The organism is Bacillus sp. MT94, assembly GCF_058792475.1.
Genome location: NZ_JBXAEZ010000004.1, coordinates 453,902 through 480,297, shown reverse-complemented (window position 1 = coordinate 480,297; position 26,396 = coordinate 453,902). Strand labels below are relative to the sequence as shown.

General features: G+C 36.8%; 27 protein-coding genes. 17 read left to right on the top strand and 10 right to left on the bottom strand.

Features of this window, described 5'->3' with window-relative positions:
• Window positions 1-91: 91 nt before the first annotated feature.
• Both AC1Q51_RS17575 and hemQ read right to left on the bottom strand, forming a co-directional pair.
• Window positions 92-1,363, bottom strand: a complete 1,272-nt coding sequence (locus AC1Q51_RS17575; protein WP_000722847.1) for a serine hydrolase — start codon at window positions 1,361-1,363, stop codon at window positions 92-94.
• 190 nt (window positions 1,364-1,553) lie between these two features.
• Entirely contained in the window at window positions 1,554-2,297 is a 744-nt protein-coding gene (gene hemQ, locus AC1Q51_RS17570) for a hydrogen peroxide-dependent heme synthase (RefSeq protein WP_001287595.1), read from the bottom strand.
• 254 nt (window positions 2,298-2,551) lie between these two features.
• Here hemQ and pta point away from each other — a divergent pair, with 254 nt between their 5' ends.
• Window positions 2,552-3,523 (top strand): phosphate acetyltransferase, encoded by a 972-nt coding sequence (pta, locus tag AC1Q51_RS17565; protein WP_000067215.1) that lies wholly within the window; start codon window positions 2,552-2,554, stop codon window positions 3,521-3,523.
• Window positions 3,524-3,572: 49 nt separating this feature from the next.
• On the opposite strand, the gene lipL is transcribed toward pta, so the two are convergent.
• Both lipL and AC1Q51_RS17555 read right to left on the bottom strand, forming a co-directional pair.
• Window positions 3,573-4,418: an octanoyl-[GcvH]:protein N-octanoyltransferase gene (gene lipL / locus AC1Q51_RS17560; protein ID WP_000071945.1), complete on the bottom strand. Its 846-nt coding sequence runs from the start codon at window positions 4,416-4,418 to the stop codon at window positions 3,573-3,575.
• A gap of 128 nt (window positions 4,419-4,546) precedes the next feature.
• A complete protein-coding gene (locus AC1Q51_RS17555) occupies window positions 4,547-5,239 on the bottom strand; it encodes an RsfA family transcriptional regulator (RefSeq protein WP_000868358.1) in 693 nt (230 codons plus the stop codon).
• Window positions 5,240-5,523: 284 nt separating this feature from the next.
• Between AC1Q51_RS17555 and AC1Q51_RS17550 the strand changes: the two genes are divergently transcribed.
• The 6 genes from AC1Q51_RS17550 (at window position 5,524) to AC1Q51_RS17525 (ending at window position 11,536) form a co-directional block, all read left to right on the top strand.
• On the top strand, window positions 5,524-5,748 hold the full coding sequence (locus AC1Q51_RS17550; protein WP_000526079.1) for a YuzB family protein: 225 nt from the start codon (window positions 5,524-5,526) through the stop codon (window positions 5,746-5,748).
• 312 nt (window positions 5,749-6,060) lie between these two features.
• Window positions 6,061-7,116, top strand: a complete 1,056-nt coding sequence (locus AC1Q51_RS17545; protein WP_000388296.1) for a FecCD family ABC transporter permease — start codon at window positions 6,061-6,063, stop codon at window positions 7,114-7,116.
• A complete protein-coding gene (locus tag AC1Q51_RS17540) occupies window positions 7,113-8,129 on the top strand; it encodes a FecCD family ABC transporter permease (protein ID WP_001260757.1) in 1,017 nt (338 codons plus the stop codon). Before AC1Q51_RS17545 ends, AC1Q51_RS17540 begins: the two co-directional genes overlap by 4 nt.
• A gap of 15 nt (window positions 8,130-8,144) precedes the next feature.
• Complete coding sequence (locus AC1Q51_RS17535) at window positions 8,145-8,957, top strand: ABC transporter ATP-binding protein (RefSeq protein WP_000212068.1); 813 nt, start codon at window positions 8,145-8,147, stop codon at window positions 8,955-8,957.
• 190 nt (window positions 8,958-9,147) lie between these two features.
• A complete protein-coding gene (locus AC1Q51_RS17530; protein WP_000787724.1) occupies window positions 9,148-10,086 on the top strand; it encodes an ABC transporter substrate-binding protein in 939 nt (312 codons plus the stop codon).
• A gap of 145 nt (window positions 10,087-10,231) precedes the next feature.
• Window positions 10,232-11,536 (top strand): HD domain-containing protein, encoded by a 1,305-nt coding sequence (locus AC1Q51_RS17525; RefSeq protein ID WP_000262741.1) that lies wholly within the window; start codon window positions 10,232-10,234, stop codon window positions 11,534-11,536.
• A 38-nt stretch (window positions 11,537-11,574) separates the two neighbouring features.
• Here AC1Q51_RS17525 and thmT read toward each other — a convergent pair whose 3' ends face one another.
• Window positions 11,575-11,760 carry a 2-hydroxymuconate tautomerase gene (gene thmT / locus AC1Q51_RS17520; RefSeq protein ID WP_001147171.1) on the bottom strand — a complete coding sequence of 62 codons (186 nt, stop codon included), beginning with the start codon at window positions 11,758-11,760 and terminating at the stop codon, window positions 11,575-11,577.
• Window positions 11,761-11,871: 111 nt separating this feature from the next.
• On the opposite strand from thmT, the gene AC1Q51_RS17515 reads away from it, so the two are divergent.
• Together AC1Q51_RS17515 and AC1Q51_RS17510 are read left to right on the top strand one after the other, a co-directional pair.
• The gene (locus AC1Q51_RS17515) at window positions 11,872-12,546 is read left to right on the top strand and encodes a site-2 protease family protein (protein ID WP_000372443.1); all 675 of its coding nucleotides are present in this window, start codon (window positions 11,872-11,874) and stop codon (window positions 12,544-12,546) included.
• A 25-nt stretch (window positions 12,547-12,571) separates the two neighbouring features.
• On the top strand, window positions 12,572-13,081 hold the full coding sequence (locus tag AC1Q51_RS17510; RefSeq protein ID WP_000136683.1) for a YwhD family protein: 510 nt from the start codon (window positions 12,572-12,574) through the stop codon (window positions 13,079-13,081).
• 34 nt (window positions 13,082-13,115) lie between these two features.
• On the opposite strand, the gene AC1Q51_RS17505 is transcribed toward AC1Q51_RS17510, so the two are convergent.
• Together AC1Q51_RS17505 and AC1Q51_RS17500 are read right to left on the bottom strand one after the other, a co-directional pair.
• Window positions 13,116-15,167 carry a transglycosylase domain-containing protein gene (locus tag AC1Q51_RS17505; protein WP_088022134.1) on the bottom strand — a complete coding sequence of 684 codons (2,052 nt, stop codon included), beginning with the start codon at window positions 15,165-15,167 and terminating at the stop codon, window positions 13,116-13,118.
• 100 nt (window positions 15,168-15,267) lie between these two features.
• On the bottom strand, window positions 15,268-15,993 hold the full coding sequence (locus tag AC1Q51_RS17500; RefSeq protein ID WP_000042783.1) for a glycerophosphodiester phosphodiesterase: 726 nt from the start codon (window positions 15,991-15,993) through the stop codon (window positions 15,268-15,270).
• Window positions 15,994-16,145: 152 nt separating this feature from the next.
• On the opposite strand from AC1Q51_RS17500, the gene AC1Q51_RS17495 reads away from it, so the two are divergent.
• From AC1Q51_RS17495 to speB, 4 genes are all read left to right on the top strand, one after another.
• Window positions 16,146-16,553 carry a MerR family transcriptional regulator gene (locus tag AC1Q51_RS17495; protein WP_000276560.1) on the top strand — a complete coding sequence of 136 codons (408 nt, stop codon included), beginning with the start codon at window positions 16,146-16,148 and terminating at the stop codon, window positions 16,551-16,553.
• Between the two features lie 5 nt (window positions 16,554-16,558).
• On the top strand, window positions 16,559-17,722 hold the full coding sequence (locus AC1Q51_RS17490) for an MFS transporter (RefSeq protein WP_000444233.1): 1,164 nt from the start codon (window positions 16,559-16,561) through the stop codon (window positions 17,720-17,722).
• Window positions 17,723-17,886: 164 nt separating this feature from the next.
• The gene (speE, locus tag AC1Q51_RS17485; RefSeq protein ID WP_000424696.1) at window positions 17,887-18,714 is read left to right on the top strand and encodes a polyamine aminopropyltransferase; all 828 of its coding nucleotides are present in this window, start codon (window positions 17,887-17,889) and stop codon (window positions 18,712-18,714) included.
• A 218-nt stretch (window positions 18,715-18,932) separates the two neighbouring features.
• Complete coding sequence (speB, locus tag AC1Q51_RS17480) at window positions 18,933-19,805, top strand: agmatinase (protein ID WP_001209831.1); 873 nt, start codon at window positions 18,933-18,935, stop codon at window positions 19,803-19,805.
• A gap of 387 nt (window positions 19,806-20,192) precedes the next feature.
• Here the strand turns inward: speB and AC1Q51_RS17475 are convergent, their stop codons facing one another.
• Window positions 20,193-21,230 carry a PTS sugar transporter subunit IIC gene (locus AC1Q51_RS17475; RefSeq protein WP_000996313.1) on the bottom strand — a complete coding sequence of 346 codons (1,038 nt, stop codon included), beginning with the start codon at window positions 21,228-21,230 and terminating at the stop codon, window positions 20,193-20,195.
• 233 nt (window positions 21,231-21,463) lie between these two features.
• Between AC1Q51_RS17475 and AC1Q51_RS17470 the strand changes: the two genes are divergently transcribed.
• On the top strand, window positions 21,464-21,826 hold the full coding sequence (locus AC1Q51_RS17470) for a YxeA family protein (protein ID WP_000779932.1): 363 nt from the start codon (window positions 21,464-21,466) through the stop codon (window positions 21,824-21,826).
• 25 nt (window positions 21,827-21,851) lie between these two features.
• Here the strand turns inward: AC1Q51_RS17470 and AC1Q51_RS17465 are convergent, their stop codons facing one another.
• Window positions 21,852-22,838 carry a S66 family peptidase gene (locus tag AC1Q51_RS17465; protein ID WP_097924447.1) on the bottom strand — a complete coding sequence of 329 codons (987 nt, stop codon included), beginning with the start codon at window positions 22,836-22,838 and terminating at the stop codon, window positions 21,852-21,854.
• A gap of 202 nt (window positions 22,839-23,040) precedes the next feature.
• On the opposite strand from AC1Q51_RS17465, the gene AC1Q51_RS17460 reads away from it, so the two are divergent.
• The 3 genes from AC1Q51_RS17460 to AC1Q51_RS17450 all read left to right on the top strand — a co-directional run bounded on the left by AC1Q51_RS17460 (window position 23,041) and on the right by AC1Q51_RS17450 (window position 25,901).
• The gene (locus AC1Q51_RS17460) at window positions 23,041-23,478 is read left to right on the top strand and encodes a YwiB family protein (RefSeq protein ID WP_000744343.1); all 438 of its coding nucleotides are present in this window, start codon (window positions 23,041-23,043) and stop codon (window positions 23,476-23,478) included.
• Window positions 23,478-25,148: an arginine--tRNA ligase gene (argS, locus tag AC1Q51_RS17455; RefSeq protein WP_001086464.1), complete on the top strand. Its 1,671-nt coding sequence runs from the start codon at window positions 23,478-23,480 to the stop codon at window positions 25,146-25,148. Before AC1Q51_RS17460 ends, argS begins: the two co-directional genes overlap by 1 nt.
• Before the next feature lie 252 nt (window positions 25,149-25,400).
• Window positions 25,401-25,901: an RNA polymerase sigma factor gene (locus AC1Q51_RS17450; RefSeq protein WP_139213327.1), complete on the top strand. Its 501-nt coding sequence runs from the start codon at window positions 25,401-25,403 to the stop codon at window positions 25,899-25,901.
• 26 nt (window positions 25,902-25,927) lie between these two features.
• Here AC1Q51_RS17450 and AC1Q51_RS17445 read toward each other — a convergent pair whose 3' ends face one another.
• Window positions 25,928-26,302 carry a hypothetical protein gene (locus AC1Q51_RS17445; protein WP_000738223.1) on the bottom strand — a complete coding sequence of 125 codons (375 nt, stop codon included), beginning with the start codon at window positions 26,300-26,302 and terminating at the stop codon, window positions 25,928-25,930.
• Window positions 26,303-26,396 lie beyond the last annotated feature (94 nt).

The following is a 26,396-nucleotide window of genomic DNA, read 5'->3' as shown; positions in this document are numbered from 1 at the left end:
ATGAGAAAAAGGACTCAGATATGACAACCAAACGAAGTTTTACATTGAGAGAGGAAAATAAAAAAAGCTAGCGTGAGCTAGCTTTTCATCATTAAAATACTTTAGACCATAAGTTTGAGAAGAAATCTCCAATAGAGCGCATTGTTAGCACAAACCAATTTGCTTTTTCAACTTCCTCTGTTGTTTTTGCAGTAACTTTCATACTTTTACTACCGTCTAAGAAACCATATTTATCAGTTGATGCTAAAGTAATTGAGCCTACTTTAGCATCTTTCTTAACAGGAGCAACTAAATGTCCATCTTCAGCAAGAGATTTATCTAATTCAGTCCCAATTTTATAAGGATCTTTGCTACCTTTTTTCGCAATTACTGTTATTTCTTTTTCAGGTGCAACCGTTACTTGATCTTCTTTCCCTTTTACTACAGAGATTGTGTTATTTTTATCAACCTTGAGCTTTTGTTTTTCGAAGTTATTAAATCCATATTCGATTAATTCACGAGATTCTGTGAAGCGCTCGTCCATTGATTTCGTTTTAATAATAACCGAGATAAGACGTAAATCACCGCGTTTCGCAGTAATAGTAAATCCATATCCAGCTGTATCAGAACTTCCTGTTTTTAAACCATCAGTACCTTCATAAGCGAAGGCAGCTCCTGGTAACATCCAGTTCCAGTTTTCCATACGAATTGGTTTTGGATGATTGTCTGGGAAGTTTCTAAATCTTTGTTTTGTATCCTCTAGCATTTCTGGATACTTTGTAATCATTACTTTTGAAAGTATACCCATATCGCGAGCTGACATAGAGTTTTCTGCATTTGGATCAGTACCCTCGGGATGTTTCCCTTTTAAGTCAGCGTTATTTAAACCAGTAGCGTTTACAAATTTATATTTCTTTAACCCTAGTTTTTTTGCATGTTCATTTGCAAGATTTAAGAAGTTTTTCTCACTTCCTGCAAGTAGCTCTGCTAAAGCAATACTAGACCCGTTTGCAGAGAAGATAACAATAGAATGATATAATTCTTTTACAGTATATTGACGTCCTTTCTCAAATGGTACGTTAGAGAATTCATTATTACGTGAGACTTCATAAGCGTAATCGGAAATATTTACTTTCGTATCCCAAGTAATTTTTCCTTCTTTAATTGCTTCTAAAACAGCGTAAACAACAATTAATTTTGACATACTAGCAATAGCTAGCAGTTCGTCTGGGTTTTGTTCATGCAGTATTTTCCCTGTATCTGCATCAAATAGAAGTGCAGCAGCAGCTTCTATTTGTATTTTTTCTTCCGCATGGGATGTTGTTACTCCTAAGGAAGAAATTGACAATAGAAGCGCTAGTAAAATAGACAAGATTTTCTTCATATAAATTATCACCTTCGCATCGTTATTAGCATATAGCTCGTACCATTTTAGCATGAATTTGGATATAGAAAAGTTACAATTTTGTAAGGAATTTGTCGGTTTTTGTTCGAATTTGCGGGAAAAAGGAGTTTTTTGAGGAGAAATATAGAGGGAAATAAAAAAAGGAACGAATTTCGTCCCTTTTTCAATATTATATGTGTAAAAATTTCTCTACTTTTTCGTCTGGTAAGATGTTTCCAACGAAGAATGTTCCGAATTCACCATAACGAGCACTTACTTCATCAAATCGCATTTCATATATAAGTTTCTTAAATTGAAGAACATCGTCAGCGAATAATGTTACGCCCCACTCGAAATCATCGAATCCAACAGATCCTGAAATAACTTGGCGTACTTTCCCTGCGTATTGGCGACCAATCTTGCTGTGACTGTACATCATTTTTTTACGCTCTTCCATAGGAAGCATGTACCAGTTGTCATCACCTTGGCGACGCTTATCCATTGGATAGAAGCAAATATGATTTGCTTTCGGTAATTCAGGATATAAGCGAGCTAAAATTTGTGGATTTTGATATGGATCCTCATCAGCTGGAAGGTAGTTGCTTAGTTCAACAACAGATACGTAAGAATATGCAGGAACCATATATTCAGCTAATGTTGTTTTATTCAATTCTGTCTCAATTTCATTTAACTCTTCCATTGTTGGACGTAAAATCATAAGCATAATATCAGCTTTTTGACCAACAACTGTATACATTGCGTGACTACCTTTTTTCGCAGTAGCTACTTCGTTCCATTTTTCAACGACATTTAAAAATTCAGACACTGCTTGTCCGCGTTCGTCGCTAGATAATGTTTTCCATGCAGCCCAATCAATAGAACGTAAATCATGTAAACAATACCAGCCATCTAACGTTGTTGTTGCTTCACTCATTCTATTCACCTCAGTTAATGATAGTTTTACACGTTAACTATAGCATATATAGTTTTAAAATCATCTATATAAAACCTTGGCGCATAAAATTGTCACATTTAAGTGTTTAAGCGAGGTGAATTTAACGGCTGAATTTTATGAAAATATAATCATTTTTATTTTATCTATTTTTTGGGAGCTATAAGTTTAAAATATAGAAGAAAAGCAGTATTCTTAAAGATAGAGTTTTTTAACATATGTAGGAGGGTTTATTCGTGAGCAACTTATTTACAACAGTAAAAGAAAAAGTTCAAGGAAAAGGCATTTCTATCGTACTTCCTGAAGGAACTGATGAAAGAATTTTAGGCGCTGCAGAGCGTTTAGCAAAAGAAGAGTTAGTAAAACCAATCTTAGTTGGTAATAAGGAAGAAATTAGCGCAAAAGCTGCTAGCATGAATTTAACATTAGCAGGCGTTGATATTTACGACCCAGCTACATACGAAGAAATGGATGCAATGGTAGCATCTTTCGTTGAACGCCGTAAAGGTAAAGCAACTGAAGAAGACGCTCGCAAAATCCTTAAAGACGAAAACTACTTCGGTACAATGCTTGTATACATGGGCAAAGCACACGGTTTAGTAAGTGGTGCAGCTCACTCTACAGCTGATACAGTTCGTCCGGCACTTCAAATTATTAAAACAAAACCAGGCGTTACAAAAACTTCTGGCGTATTCATCATGGTACGTGAAGAAGAGAAATATGTATTCGCTGATTGCGCAATTAACATTGCACCAAACAGCCAAGATTTAGCTGAAATCGGTATCGAAAGTGCGAAAACTGCTGAGTTATTCGGCATTGATCCACGTGTTGCTATGTTAAGCTTCTCTACAAAAGGTTCTGCGAAATCTCCAGAAACAGAAAAAGTTGTAGAAGCAACTCGCATTGCAAAAGAAATGGCTCCTGAGTTAACTTTAGATGGAGAATTCCAATTCGATGCTGCATTCGTACCATCTGTAGCTGAGAAAAAAGCTCCAGGTTCTACAATTAAAGGTGATGCTAACGTATTCGTATTCCCAAGCTTAGAAGCTGGTAATATCGGCTACAAAATCGCTCAACGTTTAGGTAACTTCGAAGCAGTAGGACCAATCTTACAAGGTTTAAACATGCCTGTAAATGATCTGTCTCGTGGATGTAACGAAGAAGAAGTGTACAAGTTAGCTTTAATTACAGCAGCTCAAGCACTTTAATTCTAAAATGAATTGGTATGGAAAATGACCACCCTTAAGGTGGTCATTTTTATTTTTCTAAGCCAAGTGCTTTATTATTACGATCAATAATACGTTGTAAATTCGTCTCATATAAAGGAATCTCATCTATTGTTAATTGAGATGGTGTTAACTTTGGAGCGAATTGCTGCAATGTTTTTAAAAGACGCATCATTAAATCTTGTACTGTAATGGTTTCGCCAAGTAATTCTGAGAGTGAGGCCATCGTACTTGGTACAATTTCAGGGTACGTAAAGCGTGTTTCTTTTCCTTGAATTGCTAGGTTGTAGAAATCACGAACGAGTGCGGCACGCTCAGAGCCACTTCCGGTAGCACAGAGATAAATTTGGACAGCGACACCGCCGCGAATACGACGTTGTGAAATACCAGCGAATTTTTGATCGCGAATACTTAAGTCATAACTACCAGGACAGTAAGAGCCAACAATTTCTTTTGCCTCGATAGTAACGTTGTAATCCTTTAACATCTCCTTAATTAAATGCCACATCGTATCGTATCCAAGATCAATATCGATACCTTTTTCTGTTTCTTGGAATAAAAGTGATACGTTTAAAACACCTTCATCAAGCACGACTGCAAGCCCGCCAGAATTACGAACAATAACATTGAAGTTGTGTTGTTTTAAAAAAGAAATACCTTCTTCTAAATGCGGAAGGCGTGAATCTTGAATGCCAAGGACAATTGTATTGTGATGAACCCAAGAACGCATTGTTGCGGCTGACTTGCCATTTCCAATGCTTGTGCATAATGTGTCATCCATTGCGAATGACTGAAGTGCATGGAATGTTGGTCCCAAACTAGACTGATCTACAATGCGCCACTCTGGCTGAGATAAAATGGAACGGGAATTGCTCATATAACTAACCCCTTATCTTTAAAATGACAATCTCTATTATAGCAAAAAATGAAGAATGGAGTTTTCTCACATATAAAGGGGGAGCTTAAAGGTGAAATAATAAAAAGGATGCATTACATGCATCCTTTTTATTCTGCAATTTTTTCTAAATTACCGTTTCGGTCCATTCGGAAAGATGTTTGAGAACGTTCTTCGTCATCCATGACTGCCAATTTACGAGCTCGGTTCATAATGTTCATAAGTGTTTCGTAATCTTCTTGTACAGTATGAGATTGCTTTTCTAACTTTTCTAGTTTCTTTTCTAGTTCCTCATTCCGAAGGATTTGTGCTTTAATTTCTTGTTTCAATCTCGTATTCTCGTTTTCAAGAGCTGTCACTTTTATATTTGAAGATCCGACTGTTTGTAAAAAATAAATAACATCTTGCATTGTCATAGAGCTTCTTGCAGCAGGAGCAGTAGATTCTTGATATGGAATAGCTTCTTTATATTGTACGATTGATTCCTCTTGTACTAATTCTTCATAATCAGTTATCGAATCTGAAGCTGGTGGTGTATAAAGTAAACGTTTTTTCGCTTGTTCACCGCTTGCAGCACGCATTTTATCTTTACGATGTTTTTTTGCTAGTTGAAGAGCTTGTTCATAGCTATAGCGAACGACAGCATTCCAGCGGAAACCACAAGCAGCAGATGTACGATTTAACTGATCTCCTACTTCCTCAAATGCATTTAATTGCGTACTTCCTTCTCGAACATGACGAAGTACCGTTTCAGCAAGTAATAAATCATCCTCATCTGTCCAAGCATCTTGTCTTACTTTCATAGATTCAACTCCCTTTCTTTTTATGAACTTCCTATTTTTATAATGGGCAAAAAAATAAACTTTTATACAAAGCTTTTAAAAATATGGTAGATTTCGATGAAAGGTAAAAATTTTCCCATGAATGGTGAGCGCTTCTGTAGGAGAGCATATAAATAAGTAGCATTATGTAGAGAATAGGCTTTGTAGGGAAACTTGCAACGAGCTTCAAAGAGCGGTAAAATACCATTTAGTGTTTATTTTTAAACGAACTTGAGAAAAGTTTAAAATAGAGGAAGTGTTATATAATGGGAAACGAATTTCGCGTGTGCGATGACTGTCAGGCAACGAACGTTAAAACGTTAGTTCCGAAGTTAAAAAAAGTAGATTCATGTGCAACGATTGAAGTTGGATGTCAGTCTTACTGTGGTCCTGGTCGTAAAAAATCATTCGCATTTGTAAATAACCGTCCAGTTGCGGCTCCAACAGAAGATGAGTTAATCGTAAAAATTGAAGCAAAGTTAAATAAGTAAGAAAAAGAAGAGTGAAAAGATTACTCTTCTTTTTTTATGCCCATAAGAGGAAAGATTTATTCTGCGAAAGTACTCTTGTGTGGACGAACGTTTTCTAAAGGATGGATATAACTTTTGTATTAAAGTTCCAATTTATATAAATTTATATTTCAAAATAATGGTTGACAGTCTTTTAAAGCGATAGGTAGAATAGAAGTGTCTGATTCTGAGAATCATTATCAGGAAAATAACAATTCACCTAATTTTTTTATTACTATTTGAGAATAAATTTCATTTTAATAAATATATGTTGTTGGTTAGGATGGTTGAGGGATGGAAGCGAGCGCAAGCAGTATAGAACAGCAAGAAGAGAATGTTAAAGAGATTAAGAGCAGACCGCTCATCGCTTCTATTATTTTAGTAGCGGGTACAGTTTTGTTAGCTTTAAGCATGGCAGTTTCTATTTCTTTTGGGGCTGCAGATATTAGTTTAAAGACTGTATGGCAAGCTGTATTTCAGTTTGATGGATCTATTACGCATCATAACGTAATTCAAGAGCTTCGCATGCCTAGAGCAATAGGGGGCGTAGTTGCAGGTGCCTTTTTAGCGGTATCAGGAGCAATTATGCAAGGCATGACGCGAAATCCACTTGCTTCACCATCGTTAATGGGAATTACAGATGGGGCTGTATTTGGAATTGCAATTATGTATGCATTTTTCCCTAATTCACCTTATTTAATGTTTGTTATCGCATCTTTTATTGGAGCTGCGTTTGGTGCAAGCATTGTATATGGAATTGGGTCTTCTTCACCAGGTGGATTAACACCTGTGAAATTAGCTTTAGCAGGTGCAGCTATTAGTGCTTTATTAGGGGCAATTTCATCTGGAATCGCATTGTATTTTAATCTTGCCCAAGAGGTGAGCATGTGGAATGCAGGCGGAGTTGCTGGAGTGAAATGGCAAAGTATTAATATGTTAGTGCCAATTGGCCTTGTTTGTCTTTTTATCGCAATTATGATGTCGAGATATATTACAATTTTGAGCTTCGGTGAAGAAATTGCAATTGGACTTGGTCAAAATACGACATTAATTAAATTTATCGGAACAGTACTTGTTCTTGTTTTAACGGGTTCCGCAGTTTCCATGGCAGGATCAGTAGGGTTTGTTGGTCTTGTAATCCCGCATATGACTCGTTTCCTTGTAGGCTCGGACTATAGATGGGTTATTCCATGTTCTGCGGTCTTAGGCGGGCTGTTAATTGAATGTGCAGATATGTTATCTCGCGTTATTAACCCGCCATTTGAAACGCCAATTGGAGCAATTACAGCGCTAATTGGGGTTCCATTCTTCCTCTACTTAGCACGTAATGAAGGGAGAGGAAAGATGTGAGGACGAGTGTCTTAACAAAAAAGAACATTTCTATATTAACGATTTTAGTAGGACTAATCGTTTCTATATTTCTTATTAGTTTAAATACAGGAACTTTTAAAATACCCCCAATGGACGTATTAAAGTCATTGGTTGGACTAGGGGCTGAAGATCAGTCTGTTATTTTATTTGAATTCCGTATGCCGCGTATGGTAATTGCTATACTAGTCGGATCTGCTTTAGCTATGTCAGGTGCGATTTTACAAGGTTTATCACGAAATCCACTTGCTGATCCAGGTATTATAGGGATTAATGCTGGAGCGGGATTAACAGTTGTTATATTCGTCTACTTCTTCTTCGGGAAAGTAGGGACTGGTACATTTTTATCTGTATTCATTCTTCCATTTTTCGCACTAGTTGGAGCGATATTAGCAGCGGTAATTATTTATTTATTAGCATGGAAAGACGGCGTTTCATCGACTCGATTAATACTAGTCGGTATTGCCGTTGCAGCTGGATTTGGAGCTGTTAGTTTAATTTTCTCTATGAAGATGACATCTAACGATTTTCGTTTTGCTACGATTTGGCTGGCGGGAAGTCTATGGGGTACAGATTGGAAATTCGTATTAAGTGTACTTCCATGGATGGTTATTTTCTTACCGCTTGCTATAAGTAAAGCACACATATTAAATGTAATGAACCTAGGCGATTCTACAGCAGTTGGCCTTGGTGTAAATGTAGAAAAAGAAAGACGTAAATTATTATTTATTGCAGTTTGTTTAGCGGGTGCATCTGTTGCTGTTGCCGGTGGAATTGGCTTTATCGGTTTAATGGCCCCGCATTTAGCAAGGCGCCTTGTTGGTGGCAAACATCAAATCATGTTGCCCACAGCTGCGCTAATAGGAACGTTTTTACTTTTATTCGCAGACGTAATTTCAAGAAGTGTACTAACAACTTCAGAAATACCAGTCGGTCTTGTTATTTCTGTAATTGGTGCACCGTATTTCATTTATTTACTTATGAGGACAAAATAAAGGGAGGCTTTTCGTATGGCAACTTTAGCGGTTGATGCGGTATCTGTTGGCTATAATGAAGGTTTAATTATTGATGGATTAACAGTTGAAATTCCGGAAGGGAAAATTACAACAATTATTGGGCCAAATGGTTGTGGGAAGTCCACATTATTAAAAACGGCGTCTCGTATTTTGAAGGCAAAACAAGGTACTGTTTATCTTGACGGAAAAGCAATTGAGAAACAGCCAACGAAAGAAATTGCAAAGAAAATGGCGATTTTACCACAAACTGCAGAAGTACCAACGGGTCTTACTGTATTTGAGCTTGTGTCATACGGAAGATTCCCTCATCAAAAAGGGTTTGGCACGTTGAAAGAAGAGGATTATCGCTACATTAACTGGGCACTTGAAGTGACAGGAATGAAAGAATTTGCGAATCGTCCAGCAGAAGCGCTATCTGGTGGTCAACGTCAACGTGTTTGGATTGCAATGGCTCTTGCACAAGGAACAGAATTACTTGTATTGGATGAACCAACAACGTACTTAGATATGGCTCATCAATTAGAAGTATTAAACTTATTGAAAAAGTTAAATGAAGAAGAAGGTAGAACGATTGTTATGGTTATCCATGACTTAAACCACGCTTCTCGTTTCTCAGATCATATGATTGCATTAAAAGCAGGTAAGTTAATGAAACAAGGAACACCAGATGAAGTTATGACAAGTGAAACACTTCGTAACGTATTTGAGATTGAAGCTCAAATCGTTCCATGTCCAGTAAACTGTAAGCCAATTTGCTTAACATATGATTTAGCGATGATTAGTAATCAATTGCGTAAAAAAGCTTAAGTAGAACCCCCTCGTGAAGAGGGGGGACTTCTAATGGACGTTGAGCTTCTTATATAAGAATGGGAAGTTGAACGCCCGTTAGAATGGGGTATTAACAACAATTAATAAAAATATATTGATTAATTGTTATCTTCGTTTCTTATAGTTCATTGCAACTTATAAGATAAATACAGCTAGAAGGAGTGGGAACATGAAGAATTTTAAAATGGCACTATTAGCAATGGTATTAGTTGTGACTTCTGTACTATTTGCTGCTTGTTCTAACAAAGAAGAAGAAAAGAAAGCAGATGCAAAGACTGAAGAGCGCACTGTAAAACATGCAAAAGGGGAAATTAAAATTCCTGCAAACCCAAAGAAAATTGCTGACCTTAGTGGTTCAACAGAAGAATTATTAATTTTCGGTATGAAACCGGTTATTACTGCTAATACATCTCAAGAAAAAATTGATGCACATATTGAAAAGAAACTAAAAGACGTTAAACCAGTTGGTTCTGCTTGGGGCGATAAAATTAACATCGAAGCAGTAGCTGCTGCAAAACCAGATTTAATTCTTGTAAATAATCGTCAAGAAAAGATTTATGATCAATTATCTAAAATTGCACCAACAGTTATGTTAAACACTCCATTAGATCAATGGCGTCCAAAATTCGAAGAAGTAGGTCAAATCTTCGGTAAAGAAAAAGAAACAAAAGAATGGTTCAAAAAGTATGATGAAAAAGCAAGCAAATTACATGACAAAATCGTCGCTAAAACTGGTGAAGCAACATTCATGAAAATGGCTGCGTATCCAAATGCTTTCCGCGTATACGGTGACTACGGTTACGGTAGCGTAATCTTTAATGATTTAAAACTACCAGCAGTTAAAGGTACACCAACTGATAAACCACTAGTACAAGTACAAAAAGAAGCTTTAATCGATTACAACCCAGATTACTTATTCGTATTTACAACTGGTGACGGTTCTCAGCGCTTAAAAGAATTCCAAGAAGAATCAATTTGGAAAAACATGAACGCTGTTAAAAACAACCACGTATTCACAATTAAAAATGAAGACTTAAACAAAGGTTACTTCCCATTAGGGAAAGATATGATCTTAGACGAAGTTGCTGAATTCGTTTTAGGTAAATAATGTATAAAGGAAATCACTTTTACTTCGGTAAAGGTGATTTTTTCTTTTTATAAAGGTAATTAATACAGTCTTTCATTTCTTTCTGTTTCTCATTTCGTTTATAATATAAAGTAAGAATGTAGTAAAGAAAGGGGGATGTCGGAAAGTGGTATATTTAAACGACAAACTCAGCGAAACAAAAGTGTTTAAAGACCCAGTACATAAATATGTGCACGTGCGTGATCGTGTTATTTGGGATTTAATCGGAACGAAAGAATTTCAACGCTTGCGCCGTATTAAGCAGCTTGGAACGACATTTTTTACATTTCACGGTGCAGAGCATAGTCGCTTTACTCATTCGTTAGGTGTATACGAAATTATTCGTCGTATGATTGATGATGTGTTTGATGGCAGACCAAATTGGAATGCTGAAGATAGATTGTTATGTTTATGTGCGGCATTACTTCATGATGTCGGTCACGGCCCATTTTCTCACTCGTTTGAAAAAGTATTTTCATTAGATCATGAGAAATTTACGCAAAAGATTATTGTTGGCAATACGGAGATTAATGATGTATTAAGTCGTGTTGATAAGGAGTTTCCACAAAAGGTAGCAGATGTAATTGCAAAAACGTCTACTAATAAATTAGCAATTAGTATGATTTCGAGCCAAATTGATGCGGATCGTATGGATTATTTATTAAGAGATGCTTATTTTACAGGCGTAAAGTATGGAAACTTCGATATGGAACGTATACTGCGTGTAATGCGCCCGTATGGGGATCAAGTAGTCATTAAAAATAGTGGTATGCATGCTGTTGAGCATTACATTATGAGTCGTTATCAAATGTATTGGCAAGTATATTTCCATCCGGTAACGCGAAGTGCAGAAGTTATTTTAACGAAGATTTTACACCGTGCTAAATCATTGCACGAGAAGTATTATACATTTAAAAATCATCCTGTTCATTTCTATTCTTTATTTGAAGAAGAAGTAACAGTAGAGGATTATTTAAAGTTAGACGAGAACGTTATGTATTACTACTTCCAAGTATGGCAGGAAGAAGAAGATCCAATTTTAAGCGATCTATGCCGCCGTTTTATGAATCGAAATCTATTTAAATATGTAGAGTTTACAGATAAACATGGTTTAGATAATTGGATGGAATTAAGTAGTTTATTTAAAAAGATTGGACTTGATCCGGAGTATTATTTAGTAGTTGATTCAACATCAGACTTACCGTATGACTTTTATCGTGCAGGAGAAGAAGAAGAGCGTTTGCCAATCCTACTTCTTATGCCAAACGGAGAGCTTAGAGAGCTTTCACGTGAATCGGATATTGTTGAGGCGATTACAGGTAAGAAAAGAACGGACCAAAAGCTATTCTATCCACATGATTTAATCTATGAAGATGGAAGAAAAGGAAAATATAAAGAGAGAATTATTGAGTTGTTAGAAGGAAAGAAATAAGAAGCAGCTAGTGGCTGCTTCTTATGAAAAACTTGAAATTATTTGTCGCTTAAGCGTTTTCCGCCAACTGCATAATGATTCTTAGACATTTCTTCGATGAAAACAACGATGTTTTCTTCAGGAGCACCAGTTGTTTCGCTTACTGCTGCTGTTACTTTCTCAGCAAGGGCTTTCTTTTGTTCTTCTGTGCGTCCTTCTAGCATTTTCACTGTTACGTATGGCATGTACAATCGCTCCTTTTATGTAAGTTACACTCTTATTATAGCGGATTATGGGGAAGAACAATCGAAAAAAAAATAATTTCTTTTTTTGACATATGGAAGAGGAGATGAAGTATGGATCAGTTATTTAGATATCCATTGCACGAAATTCCGTTGGTAGCAATGGCGATTATTATTGCATTATCCGTTCATGAATTTGCACATGCATATGTTGCATATAAATTTGGGGACGATACAGCAAAGAGACAAGGGCGTTTAACGTTATCACCGATGGCTCATTTAGACCCTATAGGTTTGATTGCAGTATTAATTCTTGGATTCGGTTGGGCAAGACCGGTTCCTGTTAACCCATATAACTTTAAAAGACCGCGTCTTGCAGGCATATTAGTTTCAATTGCAGGGCCGATTAGTAACTTAATTTTAAGTGCAATTGGTTTAATTATTTTGTATAGCTTAGCAGTATTTGGAGTGTTAGATGCAGTTCCAGTTGCAGTAGCTGAAACATTAGGAAAGTTTTTTGAGCTCTTTATTATGTTAAATATTGTTTTACTTGTATTTAATTTATTACCGATCCCGCCACTTGATGGGTATCGTGTAGTGGAAGATTTAGCACCAGCAAATATTCGCGCGAAAATGACACAGTATGAAAAATATGGAGCGATTGCGTTATTAATTCTCGTTATTACACCGCTTAGTAATTACACAATTCAACCTATTTTCCAGGTAGTTATTCCGCATGTATTAATGTTTTTACAAAGTATCATTGCGCCTATTTTTGGCCTTTTATAATTTTTAAGTGAGGAGGATTTTACATATGACAGAGAAAAAGAAAAAAATCGGTTTTAATATCGTGAAAAATGATTCAACAGATGGACATGGTGGATTTGGTGTTGGGGCATTAAGCCTAGAAAACATTTCACCTGTATTTGTTGATGTACTAGAGAAAACCGCATTCGTTGATATCGGTGCGATGCATGCGCGTAGTACAGTAGAAAAAGGTATTAAGTTTTTAACAAATAAAGATGAAGTTCCAAACGGAAAACCATTTTGGCTTGTTTGGGTAACGATTGAAAGAACTGCAACTGGTGCTTATTACGCAGGTGTAACAGCTTGTGAAATGACAGTAGACCGTGAAATTCGTCGCGGATATAAATCACTTCCAGAACACGTAAACAAAATGGATAAATCAATGAAGCGTCACATTATGGTTGACCATATGGATGAATCATCTAAAAAAGTACTTGGTACGTTCTTGAAAGAACATAATGAAGCGATTTGGAACGAATCTAGTGAAGAATTGCGTCGTGCATTATTAAGTGAATAAAAAATAGCTGACGGATGCCCGTCAGCTATTTTTTTTACCAAGGAAGATATTTTTTCCACCAACTTGTTTTTTTCTTTTCTTCAGTCGTTTTTTCAAATTCTTCTTTATCATCGACGTGATCCATACAATATTCAGTCGGTTCGGTACCTTTAGCGAAATACATTTTCACAGAAATAGGACAATTTTTTGTAGCAATTTTACCGTTCTCTGGGTTGATACTAACCGCTACGACGTCACCTGGTTGTTTAAATTCTTTTTTGGGCTGTCCATCTAAGCCTTTCTCCATCGTATCAGTCCATATTTTCTTCGCATATCCTTGTTCTGCTACGTTTGAAATAGATTTAGGTTGATCATATCCGACCCATACACCTGTTACGATTTGCGGAGTAAATCCGATCATCCAACTATCCGTTTCAGTAGAACCAGATTTTCCGGCATATGTTCTTGATAATTTTGATAACATCGATTGGCCAGTTACAGCAGCATAACTGCTTAGTTTCTTATTAAACATACCGGTCATCATTTCTTCCATTACAAACGCTTTGCTCTTGTCGAGAACTTGTTTACTCTCTAAATGAGCATCGTATAATATATTTCCTTCATGATCCATAATGCGGCGAATGAAAGTAGGTTTTACTTCTTTTCCACCGTTTGCGAACATGCTATAAGCGTTAACCATTTCAATTGGTTTTACGGGTGATGTGCCGAGAGCTAGAGAAGGCACATCTTTTAATGCACTTGTAATTCCAAATTGTTTTGCTGTTTTTGCGAGTGCGTCATCTCCTAAAAATAAATTCGTTTTTACAGCATATATGTTATCAGAGACTGCGAGAGCTTGTGCCATCGTTACAAAATCATCTGCATAATAATCTTTATAGTTTTTTGGTTTATACTTTGAAACGCCGTCACCTAAAGTAAATACAGTATATTCGCTTTTTAAGCGCGTAGCAGGCGTGAATCCTCGTTCTAATGCTGCATAATATAGAAATGGCTTAAATGTAGAACCAGGCTGACGAACGGCTTGTGTAGCCCTGTTAAATTGACTCGTAGTATAATCAGTTCCGCCAACAAGAGCAGCTACTTCACCTGTCGTTGGATTCATAGAGACGAGAGCAGTTTGTATGTTTGTTGTGTCAGGTATATGATCTTTTACAGCTTGCTCTGCTACAGCTTGTAGTTTAGGGTCTAGCGTTGTATAAATTCGCAAGCCACCCCGTTGTAAAGCTTGTTCGTCTAATCCAACATCACGAAGAAGCGAAGCTTGTACAGCATCTTGGAAATATGGTGCGACCTCTGCTACTTTTTTCGTATCTAATGAGGCAAAAGTTAGTGGCTCTTTCTTCGCTAAGGCTGCTTGTTGCTTCGTAATATATCCTTGTTCGACCATTTCATCTAATATGAGAGCTTGTCGTCCTTTAGCACGATCCTCTTTCAAAAAGGGAGAATAGACACTTGGCCCTTTCGGGATACCTGCGAGCATACTAGCTTCTGCTAATGTTAAATCTTTTGCTGTTTTATCGAAATATAGACGGGACGCAGCTTCGATTCCATAAGCGCCATGTCCGTAATAAATTGTATTTAAATATCCTTCTAAAATATGATTTTTATTATAGTTTACTTCAAGGCGGACAGTGTACATTGCCTCTAATAATTTCCGTTTCCACGTTTTATCATGATCTAAATACAGATTACGCGCGTATTGTTGTGTAATTGTACTAGCTCCTTGTACCTTTGCCATCGCTTTTAAATCAGCAACAATTGCACCCGCAATCCGTTTCACATCGAAGCCGTGATGTTTGTAGAATCGTTGGTCTTCGATAGATAGTGTCGCCTCTTTTACATAAGGAGAAATTTCATTGAGAGATACATTGTAACGTTTTTGAATTTCATTACTTTGTCCAATAACAGTATCATCGTTTGCGTAAAAGACGCTTGTTTGCGGGACCGCAACAGGAGGAGGTCCCATAATTTTTGCGACTATAATAATAACAAAAAAAGAAAAAACGAAGAAAAGGACGCAAGAAAACATTGCGGTGAAGAAAAGACGTTTATATTTTTTAAGTTTTGGATTCATAGTCTGATCCATCTTTTTTCAGCCCCTCATTAATACAAGCGTTATTGTATTAGTATTGAGGGTTTTCATTTATTTTAAACAATGAAATTTCGAAAATAAAAAGCTCCTTCCATTAAGAAAGGAGCTCAAAGGCACGTGCTGGCCAATCGGTAATGATGACATCTACACCATAATCAATCATAGTTTGTAAATCTTTGTATTCGTTAATTGTATATGGACGGAAAACATATCCTTGCTCTTGTGCTAATTGCACAAATTCTTTCGTTAATAGCTGGAAGTTTGGATGTAATCCACTTGCTTTTCTCTGTTTTGCTTCGGCAATTGGATCAGCAATCGGTGTATCATATAAAATTGCTCTTGGGATTTCAGGAGCAATTTCTGCTAATAATGAAACAGAGTCATGGTTAAATGATGAAAATACAATTTGATTAGAAAGATGATATTCGCGCACAAGTGCAACAGCTTTTTCCTCAATATTTGGGTAATGAATAACATCTGTCTTTAATTCAATATTTAGTTGTAAGTTCGTTGTGGAAAGCCAAATGAAAATCTCACGCAACGTTGGGATTTTTGCTTCATGGAAAGAAGGGTCTTTATAGCTACCAGCGTCCAATGATTGTAGTTCCTCTACCGTTTTTTCCGAAACAAGTCCAACGCCATTTGTTGTACGATCGACGGTTTCATCGTGAATTACGACAAGTTCACCATCTTTTGATAAGTGGACATCGAGTTCAATTCCGTGAGCGCCAATGCGTTCTGCTTCTTGGAAGGCAATCATCGTATTTTCGGGATGTGTACCTTTTACTCCGCGGTGAGCGAAAATAAGTGGTTTACTCATGTGAAATTCTCCTTATTATCTCTTTTCTTTCATTATGAAACTGCTTTAGGGAAAATACAATTGAATATGATAAACATTTACAAAAGTCTAACAGTTGCAGAAAAGTTAACGTTAACGTAAAATGTAATAATCAAGTGAAGGGAGGAATAAACATGTATAAAATTGATGAAGTAACAAAGCAAGTCGGTTTAACAAAACGTACACTTCGTTATTATGAGGAAATTGGTTTAATTCATCCCCCAGAACGTAGTGAGGGGAATATTCGTCTGTATACGGATGAGGATATTGCCAGAATTAAAAGAATTGTAGAAGCGAAAGAAGTGCTAGGAATCACACTTCAAGAAATGCAGCATTTCTTATCACTAAAAGAAAGAATGGAGCAAAGAAGAAATAGCGAGAACCCTCGTGATCGTGAAGTGATTCAAGAAATTAAAGATATGCTTGAAAAACAAGTGCAAACGTTAGACGAAAAAATGGAGCAAATGCAACGTGTAAAGGCAGAACTTGAAGATAGTTTACATCGTGCAGTAACATTTTTAGAGAGCACAAAAGGAGAGTAATCAAAATGGAGAGCAAACAAAAACTAGGGAGATTGATTACAGTGGTGGCTACCTTCCTTGCCTTTTCGGGTATAGGAGTAGTCGACCCAATTTTGCCGATTATTGCAGAGAAAATTGGTGCAACGCATTGGCAAGTTGAAATGTTATTTACTGCTTATATTTTAACGATGGCAATCATGATGTTACCAGCTGGTATATTTGCATCAAGATTTGGTGATAAACGGATGATGACAATCGGTCTTGCGATTGTGACTGTATTTGCGTTTATATGTGGTATATCGCAAACGATTGCTCAATTATCTCTTTTCCGTGCTGGATGGGGATTAGGAAATGCGATGTTTTTTGCTACAGCAATGACGCTGTTAATAGCATTAAGTAAAGAAGTTCATGAAGCAGTAGGATTATACGAAGCAGCGATTGGCTTAGGTATGGCTGGGGGGCCGTTATTGGGTGGAATATTAGGTGGACATTCTTGGCGTTATCCATTTTTCGCGACGAGTATTTTAATTTTCTTAGCATTTATTTTAGTATTCTTTTTTGTAAAAGAACCGGAGCGAAAAGTGAAGCGTAAGGCTGCTGGCGTAGGAGAATTACTTAACCTGGTGAAGTATAAACCGTTTATGCAAGGTGCGATTTCAGGAATGTTATACTACTACGGATTTTTCGTTGTGTTAGCATATTCACCACTTATTATGCATTTATCAGCTATTCAATTAGGCTTTGTATTTTGCGGATGGGGATTAGCGTTAGCTTACGGTTCTGCAATTTTAGCACATAAGCTAGAAGGGAAATATGAACCAAAAACATTATTGAAGGGTAGTTTACTTGTATTTGCGATTTTCTTAATTGCACTATTCTTTGTGAAAATTATGTGGTTACAAATTACTCTTATCGTTTTATCAGGATTAGCATCTGGCTTAAACAATGCATTATATACAAGTTATGTAATGGATATTTCACCTTATGAAAGATCTGTTACGTCAGGTGTTTATAACTTTGTTCGTTGGTTAGGGGGCGCAATTGCTCCGATTTTATCAGGAATTATCGGTCATACTGTTTCACCACAAAGCCCGTTTTTAGTAGGTGGAATTGTGGTGTTAGTTGGTTGTATTATGATCCTAATTCCAATTCGTAAACCAGTAGAAATAGAGACAAAAGCCCTTTCTTAAGAAAGGGTTTTCTTTATACATATATGTTAGAACCCTCTGACTAAAATATATTTTCGGTATTTTTGTACTTTTAACTATACATTTTGGATGTTTTGTTTTATTTTTGTTAGGGGACATTAATGATGTCCCTATTATAAATTTGCATTGAAAGGCGTGATTGTACGATGGAACTATGGTTCACTGAAAAACAAACAAAACATTTTGGGATTACGGCGCGTATTAACCGCACATTACATACGGAGCAAACAGAATTCCAAAAACTTGATATGGTTGAAACGGAAGAGTTCGGAAACATGCTTATTTTAGATGGCATGGTTATGACAACAGAAAAAGATGAGTTCGTTTATCATGAAATGGTAGCGCACGTACCTTTATTTACACATCCTAACCCTGAAAACGTATTAGTTGTTGGTGGCGGTGATGGTGGTGTTATTCGTGAAGTGTTAAAACACCCAAGTGTAAAGAAAGCAACTCTTGTTGAAATCGATGGAAAAGTAATTGAGTACTCTAAACAATACTTACCATCAATTGCAGGCGCATTAGATAATGAGCGTGTAGAAGTAAAAGTAGGAGACGGTTTCCTACATATCGCAGAAAGCGAAAATGAATACGATGTAATTATGGTAGATTCTACTGAGCCAGTAGGACCAGCAGTAAACCTATTTACAAAAGGCTTCTACGCTGGAATTTCAAAAGCGTTAAAAGAAGATGGTATTTTCGTTGCACAAACGGACAACCCTTGGTTCACACCAGAGTTAATTACGACTGTGTTTAAAGATGTAAAAGAAATTTTCCCAATTACTCGTTTATACACAGCTAATATTCCAACATACCCAAGTGGTCTTTGGACGTTCACAATTGGATCTAAAAAACATGATCCATTAGAAGTAAGTGAAGAGCGTTTCCACGAAATCGAAACGAAATACTACACAAAAGAATTACACAACGCAGCATTCGCATTACCGAAATTTGTTGGCGATTTAATTAAGTAAGAAAATCGAGCTTGAACAAATAAAGTGTGAGTAGCTCATTTAAGGTGTTTGTCCAGAAGACTTGAACATGCTAGCTACTTACACTTCTGTAGAGAAAATCGTCTTCTTGTTGTTAAAAAGAAGACCCGGTAAATCGAGAAAGAGGAGCAATTCGCTCCAAATTTGAGAAATAGTGAAAGGTTGGGATACCTTAAGTTCCACATAAGGAGGAAAAGAATATGCGTTTTGATGAAGCTTATTCAGGTAAAGTATTTATTAAAAGTCATCCAAGTTTTGAAGAGTCAAAGGTAGTTATTTATGGGATGCCTATGGATTGGACAGTAAGTTACCGTCCAGGATCTCGTTTTGGCCCTGCACGTATTCGTGAAGTATCAATCGGTCTTGAAGAATATAGTCCGTATTTAGATCGTGAATTAGAAGAGGTAAAATATTTTGATGCGGGTGATATCCCATTACCATTCGGAAACGCACAACGCAGCTTAGACATGATTGAAGAGTATGTATCAAAACTTTTAGATGCCGATAAGTTTCCACTAGGTCTCGGCGGTGAGCACCTAGTGTCTTGGCCAATTTTTAAGGCAATGGCAAAAAAATATCCGGATTTAGCAATCATCCACATGGATGCTCATACTGATTTACGTGAATCGTATGAAGGGGAGCCTTTATCCCACTCTACACCAATTCGTAAAGTGTGTGATTTAATTGGTCCGGAAAACGTATATTCTTTCGGAATTCGTTCTGGAATGAAGGAAGAATTTGAATGGGCGAAAGAAGTAGGTATGAACTTATATAAATTTGACGTATTAGAACCGTTAAAAGAAGTATTACCGAAACTTGCTGGACGCCCAGTCTATGTCACAATCGACATTGATGTATTAGACCCAGCTCACGCTCCAGGAACAGGAACGTTAGAAGCTGGCGGTATCACATCTAAAGAATTATTAGATTCCATCGTAGCAATTGCAAATTCAAATATAAATGTAGTTGGAGCAGACTTAGTAGAAGTAGCCCCAGTCTACGACCATAGTGATCAAACACCAGTCGCAGCAAGCAAATTCGTGCGGGAAATGCTGCTCGGTTGGGTAAAATAAAAGTGAAGCCGACTGTTTAGACCCGGTGACTAAGGTTCTTTCCTGCAAAAGGTGCTTTTTACCTTTTGGCAGGGAAGGTTCTTAGACGCAAGGGTCTAGGAGGCGTAACTGGATAGAAATAAAAGCGGAAGCGGCTCGCTCAGAATGTGAGGGGGATGGAGCTTCAGACGTAGAGGCTCTTTTTGCCTCAAAGGAAGAAGCGAAGCCACCGATCATTCTAGCCGCTGCAGCTAGATAAAGTAAGAGCCCTCTATATGATTAGAGGGCTCTTACTTTGTCGTTATGTGTCGGTAAGTCGATATATTTAAAAAATCGCCGATATAATTTCATTTACCGTTACGCAACACAAAAAAAGCTATTCTCAAACGATGGGAATAGCTCTTTTTCTTATGCAACCTTCTCTTCCGAAGTAACTCCACGAATTTCATCAGCAGAGCGGATCGGATATTTACGGAACACAATAGACCCGATGTATCCGACAATAGTGGTAACGATTCCACATAGTACAGCAGCAATCGTTACTTTTATAACGTCATTAAATCCGAATAGGACAAGAAGACCTGGAATTGGTGATGCTGTTCCTGGTGCATTATTAACAAGCTGGAATAGCGATGTAATAATACCGGCAAGTGCACCGCCAACGAAGTTTGTTGCATAAATTGGAATTGGATTTGCTGAAACAACATCTGCTTGTGTTAAAGGCTCGATTGCTACAGCGATTGTGTCTTTCTTTGAGCAAATTTTTAGTCGCTTAAAGAAAATAAAGTTCATCGGGGCTGAGGCTGCTACGGCAAGACTACCAATTGCCATTGGTAAACCTGTTAATCCAAGCATTGCAGTTAGTGCCATAGAACTCAGTGGAGAGGTAGAAATAACTGTTATTAATCCACCAAGCATAATACCCATAATGATAGGACTTTCTGTAGTTGCAACTGATATCATAGAACCGATTTTACCAAGTGTTGCGTTAACGAGCGGATCCATAAGCATTGCCATTCCACGTGAGATTGGTGCAGCGATAAATAGGATTGCTAAAAATTCCACACCAGCCGGTAATTTCTTTTCGAGAAATTTCACGACGAAGGCACAAACGTATCCGGCGAAAAATCCTGGTAAAATACCGAATCCACTAGTAGCGATACCAATTAAAACAGCGTATACGGGGGAAACACCGATTGCTAATGCGACTAAAATCGCTGCTGCGACACCGCTCATACTACCAGAAGCTTCTCCTACTGATTGTAAAAAGTCATTATGAAACATTTCTCCACCTATATAACGGTGAAATGCTTCAATAAGAAAACTTGCGATTGCTGCATTAGCTAAAGCGCCCATCGCCTTCATTCCGTAAGGCGCACGGTAACTGAAAAGTGTAAATAGACAAAGTACAACAAGTAATAGTGCTAAACCTTGCAAGATAGCCATTTGAAAACTGTCTCCTTTGATTTTTGTAATAAAAATTCGTATCATTCAATAATAATATAAAAGTGTATGAAACGGAAAAATTTTTTCTTGGGAACTTGCTTTAAGAAAAAATCCCTTACAATAATGTAAGGAAAGTGTAAGACTTTTAGATAGAGTATAGTATGCTCTTTTCCGTATAATACAAGTATAGATATAATACTAGTGAGAAAGAAGTGCAAACAGGAGGCGCATGTATGAAATTGGTAATTAAAGTTTTAGCTGTATTCGCCATCATTTTAGGGGGAACAGCATATTATTTAAACACAAAAACAGAAGGTGTACATGCTTTTGTAGACAACTTCTTTTCAAATAAAGAAATACAAGATTATTATGCGGTTGTAGATAAAGGTGAGAAAAAAGACGGTGAATATTTGTATACATTTAAAGGGTATACAGAGGACGGAAAGCAACAAATTATTAAAAGAATGGTAAATCGTGAATTGCATGCAGGTGCTTTTATAAAAATTTATGCAAAAGGTATGCAAGGAAAAGGATGGGCTGAAATAACGAAAGAGTCAATCCCGCAAAAAGCATTGCAAAAAATAGAAAAATCATAAAAGGAGCGAATCGTTCGCTCCTTTTTTAGTGCGTTAAAATAGTGATAGATGTATTTTCTTTGTTAGAAATGATTTTGGCACGTCCACCAATTGGAAAAGTAAAAATTGGAGTTGTATGTCCAAAATTTGCATTTGCAATGATAGGAATATGTGCAAGTTCAGGTTTTGAAGAAATCATTTCTTGAATGTCCGCTATCGTACATTCTGCTTCTTTTTGCATTCTTCCTATTACAATACCTGTTATATGTTCAAAATCAGGTTGCTGCATAAGGGAATGTAGATAGCGATCAAAAGTTTTAAGCGTTGATTTTCCTGTTAAACTGTCTTCTTCAAGGAATAAAATTTTGCCCTTTAAGTTTGGCATATATGGTGTGCCTTGTAGTAAATTAAGTGTGCTCATATTGCCACCGATAATTTCTCCTGTCGCTTCCCCCTCTTGAATTGGAACATACCCTTCATTTTTTATAAATTCTCGATTTTCCTGATCCATATACCAAGAATCATCGCTCCACGTTTCCGCCGGAATGATTTCAATAGGCTCATTAGTGGTTAAGCATTGTAAAAAGTAATCGTTTGTATACTCGAGCCCTTTCTCCATTCCAAATGAAGAGAAGTGGGGACCCGAATATGTAACAAGCCCTGTTTTTGTGTAAATTGCATTATTTAAGGCAGTAATATCAGAATAACCACAGAAAAATTTCGGGTTTTTACGAATTAGATCATAATCGAGATGTTTCAATAAACCATTGGAGTTGTATCCGCCAAGTGTCGTCAAAATAGCTTTTACATTAGGGTCTCCAAATGCTTCATGGAGGTCTTGAATGCGGGAAGAAATAGAAGAGGAAGCAAATTGATCTATCTCATCGGCATATTTTGAGAATGTAACTTGAAAGCCCATGTCAGTTAATCTTTTTGTAGCAAGTTTTCTATTTTCATTTGAAACAATACTTAAACTACAGGATGGTGAAATCACGCGTATTTCATCACCCTTTTTTAACTTTGTTGGTATCACTGAATTCACCTCTATAATTAAAAGAATATTTAGATTTAAAAAATATTTTATCACATGAAATAAAGTAGAAGTGAATTATTTTTTGAAATGGAGTTTTCCTGATTTTTCAGCAGACAGACAGCGTCTTTTTTTGATATGATAGGAAAAGTGATTTATTATAAGTAGTATTTAATATCTATAACATTTGAAAGGTGTGCAAGACGTGAAGAAACAACTTGCAGGCTTGCCGGTACACGTTCATTTCGTAACAGAAATCCGTGAAGGGGCGAGGAAGGAAACCGTTGCTTTTGAAGCAAATGGTCAATACTATGTAAAAGGTCAAGGTACATATGTAACATTCCAGGAGCCGAACGAACAAGGCGAAGTGAAAACAATTATTAAAATTCAAGATGAACAAGTTCTCATTATGCGTTCAGGTGCTATTTCTATGCGTCAGACGCATGTGAAAGGTGAATGGACAACGGGTACGTATACGAGTGAACTTGGTACGTTTGCACTGCAAACGAAAACTGATAACGTTCTTTTTAAATGGTCGGATGAAAAGAAAAAAGGACAACTCTTTTTAACGTACGCATTGCTTCTAAGTGAACAAGAAGCTGGCAGATATACAATTACAATTAATTTGAAGGAGGCAAAATAATGAATTCCTTAGAACAGGTAAAAGGATTGATTAAAGAAGAAATTCAAGCTGCTGTATTAAAGGCAGAATTAGCGACAGAAGAACAGATTCCAAACGTTGTATTAGAATCTCCAAAAGATAAAACAAATGGTGACTTCTCTACAAATATGGCAATGCAACTTGCACGCGTTGCGAAAAAAGCACCTCGTATGATTGCAGAAGAACTAGTTGCAAACTTCGATAAAGCAAAAGCTTCTATTGAAAAAATCGAAATCGCTGGTCCTGGTTTTATTAACTTCTATATGGATAATAGCTACTTAACAGATTTAATTCCAACAATCGTAAACGCTGGTGAAGCTTACGGTGAAACGAACACTGGTAAAGGTGAAAAAGTACAAGTTGAGTTCGTATCTGCGAATCCAACAGGTGACCTTCACTTAGGACATGCACGTGGTGCGGCAGTAGGTGACACTTTATGTAACGTATTAGCAAAAGCAGGATACGATGTATCTCGTGAGTACTATATTAATGATGCTGGTAACCAAATTCATAACTTAGCTCTTTCTGTTGAAGCTCGTTACATGCAAGCATTAGGTTTAGAGAAAGAAATGCCAGAAGACGGTTACCATGGTGCGGATATCATTGGAATCGGTAAACGTTTAGCTGAAGAGTTTGGTGATCGTTACGCAAAAGCTGATGAAAAAGAAAGCTATGAATTCTACCGTGAATATGGTTTGAAATATGAGTTAGCAAAACTTCAAAAAGACTTAGAGAGCTTCCGTGTTAAATTTGATGTATGGTTCTCAGAAACATCATTATACAAAAACGGAAAAATTGATGCTGCACTTGCTGTATTAAAAGAGCGTGATGAAATCTTTGAAGAAGGCGGAGCAACTTGGTTCCGTTCAATGACTTACGGTGACGACAAAAACCGTGTATTAATTAAAAATGATGGTTCTTACACATACTTAACGCCAGATATCGCTTATCACCGTGATAAATTAGAGCGTGGTTTCGATAAGTTAATCAACATTTGGGGTGCTGACCACCACGGTTACATTCCTCGTATGAAAGCTGCTATTCAAGCGCTAGGTTACGATAAAGAAACACTTGAAGTAGAAATCATCCAAATGGTACAACTGTACCAAAATGGTGAAAAAATGAAAATGAGTAAGCGTACAGGTAAAGCAGTTACACTTCGTGAGCTTATGGAAGAAGTAGGCGTGGACGCAATGAGATACTTCTTCGCGATGCGTAGCGGTGATTCTCATTTAGACTTCGATATGGACTTAGCTGTATCAAAATCTAATGAAAACCCAGTATACTATGCACAATATGCTCATGCTCGTGTATGCAGTATCCTTCGTCAAGGTGAAGAGTTAGGATTAGCTGCAGATGGAGACGTGAATTACAAACTTGTTACTTCTGAGAAAGAAGTAGAGTTACTGAAAAAACTTGGTGAATTCCCAGCTGTAGTTGCGGATGCAGCACAAAAACGTCTGCCACACCGCATTACAAGCTATGCATTTGAATTAGCAGCAGCATTACACAGCTTCTACAATGCAGAAAAAGTATTGAACCAAGATAACTTAGAATTAAGTAAAGCTCGTTACGAGTTAATGAAAGCAGTACGCACTACACTTCAAAATGCATTAGCAATCGTAGGAGTATCTGCACCAGAAAAAATGTAATTAAGAAAAGCGAAAGCGGCTCGTTTAGAATAGGAGGGGGATGGAGCTCCTGACAGAGAGGCGTACTTTGCCTCGGAGGAAGGCACGAAGCCACCGAGTATTCTAGCAAAGCGGAGCCGATTTTTCGCTTTCAGTAAAAGGCAATCACACGATGTTGTGATTGCCTTTTTGTATGGAGATAATAAAAAAATAAAATTTTATCAAACAAAAGGATAATTTGCGTCGTCTTATATAAATGACAGGAGGCTTATGATGGAAGAAAAGGTAGAAGAATTAATTGATATATATAAGCAGCAAATATATTCCTTATGCTATAAGTTAGCGAAAACGAAAGAAGATGCGGAAGATATTTTTCAAGAGACGTGGATAAAGGTTTTTTCATCAAGGCACCAACTTTCTTATGTGGATAATTATAAAAAGTGGATTACTACAATTTGTGTTCGTACGTTTTATGATTTTTATCGTAAGAAAAAAAGGTGGAAAGATCGAATATTGGATTTGTTTCATAAAGAAGATGGTGGAGAAATAGATTTCGCAGATGAAGTGAATATATCAGAAGAATTTATTCAAAAAGTGGAAGCGGAAATGATACGGGAAGTAATACAGTTATTAAATGAAAAATATAAAACGGTACTCGTACTCTATTACTATGAACAATATTCTTACAAGGAAATGAGTGAAATATTAAATATACCGATTGGTACGGTAATGGTGAAAGATGGTTTTGTAAAAGTGAATTGGGAAGCAAAATAAAGGGCCCTTGAGAAAGGCCCTTTATTTTATTGGATTGTATAAGTAACAGAAAAACTAACAGGACTATAGTAAACGTAAGGTGCATGAAATTGAACGTACATATTTCCATCTGTTTTTGCAGTGAAAATTCGGCCGTAACCATCAGAATAACGTCCAATAAGGTTATGATTTGAGTCATAAACACTGTAACTAGGAGTTTTGCTGTTAGGTTGAATTGTTAACTCTTGTCCCTTTTGAAGGAAAACAGGTTCTTGTTCAGAACTACCTCCAGTTTGCAAAGAATAAAATTTTGTAAAGCTTTGTTCTTGAGCGGCAGCAGCGACTTTTGTTTCAGGAATAAACGCGGTAGCGCCGGTAATTCCTGCTAAAGTTAACGCACCTGCTAAAATCATTTTTTTCATAATAGAAAAAGCCTCCTTATAAGTTGTAATCGATATTGTTACAGTTAATATTGTATACGATAATGAGGAGGATAAAATATGCTTTTATGCATAT

Excerpts from the sequence above, each read along its gene's own strand:
- AC1Q51_RS17575 (WP_000722847.1), bottom strand. The coding sequence starts at position 1,363 with ATGAAGAAAATCTTGTCTATTTTACTAGCGCTTCTATTGTCAATTTCT.
- hemQ (WP_001287595.1), bottom strand. The coding sequence starts at position 2,297 with ATGAGTGAAGCAACAACAACGTTAGATGGCTGGTATTGTTTACATGAT.
- lipL (WP_000071945.1), bottom strand. The coding sequence starts at position 4,418 with ATGAGCAATTCCCGTTCCATTTTATCTCAGCCAGAGTGGCGCATTGTA.
- AC1Q51_RS17555 (WP_000868358.1), bottom strand. The coding sequence starts at position 5,239 with ATGAAAGTAAGACAAGATGCTTGGACAGATGAGGATGATTTATTACTT.
- AC1Q51_RS17550 (WP_000526079.1), top strand. The coding sequence starts at position 5,524 with ATGGGAAACGAATTTCGCGTGTGCGATGACTGTCAGGCAACGAACGTT.
- AC1Q51_RS17545 (WP_000388296.1), top strand. The coding sequence starts at position 6,061 with ATGGAAGCGAGCGCAAGCAGTATAGAACAGCAAGAAGAGAATGTTAAA.
- AC1Q51_RS17535 (WP_000212068.1), top strand. The coding sequence starts at position 8,145 with ATGGCAACTTTAGCGGTTGATGCGGTATCTGTTGGCTATAATGAAGGT.
- AC1Q51_RS17530 (WP_000787724.1), top strand. The coding sequence starts at position 9,148 with ATGAAGAATTTTAAAATGGCACTATTAGCAATGGTATTAGTTGTGACT.
- thmT (WP_001147171.1), bottom strand. The coding sequence starts at position 11,760 with ATGCCATACGTAACAGTGAAAATGCTAGAAGGACGCACAGAAGAACAA.
- AC1Q51_RS17515 (WP_000372443.1), top strand. The coding sequence starts at position 11,872 with ATGGATCAGTTATTTAGATATCCATTGCACGAAATTCCGTTGGTAGCA.
- AC1Q51_RS17510 (WP_000136683.1), top strand. The coding sequence starts at position 12,572 with ATGACAGAGAAAAAGAAAAAAATCGGTTTTAATATCGTGAAAAATGAT.
- AC1Q51_RS17505 (WP_088022134.1), bottom strand. The coding sequence starts at position 15,167 with ATGGATCAGACTATGAATCCAAAACTTAAAAAATATAAACGTCTTTTC.
- AC1Q51_RS17500 (WP_000042783.1), bottom strand. The coding sequence starts at position 15,993 with ATGAGTAAACCACTTATTTTCGCTCACCGCGGAGTAAAAGGTACACAT.
- AC1Q51_RS17495 (WP_000276560.1), top strand. The coding sequence starts at position 16,146 with ATGTATAAAATTGATGAAGTAACAAAGCAAGTCGGTTTAACAAAACGT.
- AC1Q51_RS17490 (WP_000444233.1), top strand. The coding sequence starts at position 16,559 with ATGGAGAGCAAACAAAAACTAGGGAGATTGATTACAGTGGTGGCTACC.
- speE (WP_000424696.1), top strand. The coding sequence starts at position 17,887 with ATGGAACTATGGTTCACTGAAAAACAAACAAAACATTTTGGGATTACG.
- speB (WP_001209831.1), top strand. The coding sequence starts at position 18,933 with ATGCGTTTTGATGAAGCTTATTCAGGTAAAGTATTTATTAAAAGTCAT.
- AC1Q51_RS17475 (WP_000996313.1), bottom strand. The coding sequence starts at position 21,230 with ATGGCTATCTTGCAAGGTTTAGCACTATTACTTGTTGTACTTTGTCTA.
- AC1Q51_RS17470 (WP_000779932.1), top strand. The coding sequence starts at position 21,464 with ATGAAATTGGTAATTAAAGTTTTAGCTGTATTCGCCATCATTTTAGGG.
- argS (WP_001086464.1), top strand. The coding sequence starts at position 23,478 with ATGAATTCCTTAGAACAGGTAAAAGGATTGATTAAAGAAGAAATTCAA.
- AC1Q51_RS17450 (WP_139213327.1), top strand. The coding sequence starts at position 25,401 with ATGGAAGAAAAGGTAGAAGAATTAATTGATATATATAAGCAGCAAATA.
- AC1Q51_RS17445 (WP_000738223.1), bottom strand. The coding sequence starts at position 26,302 with ATGAAAAAAATGATTTTAGCAGGTGCGTTAACTTTAGCAGGAATTACC.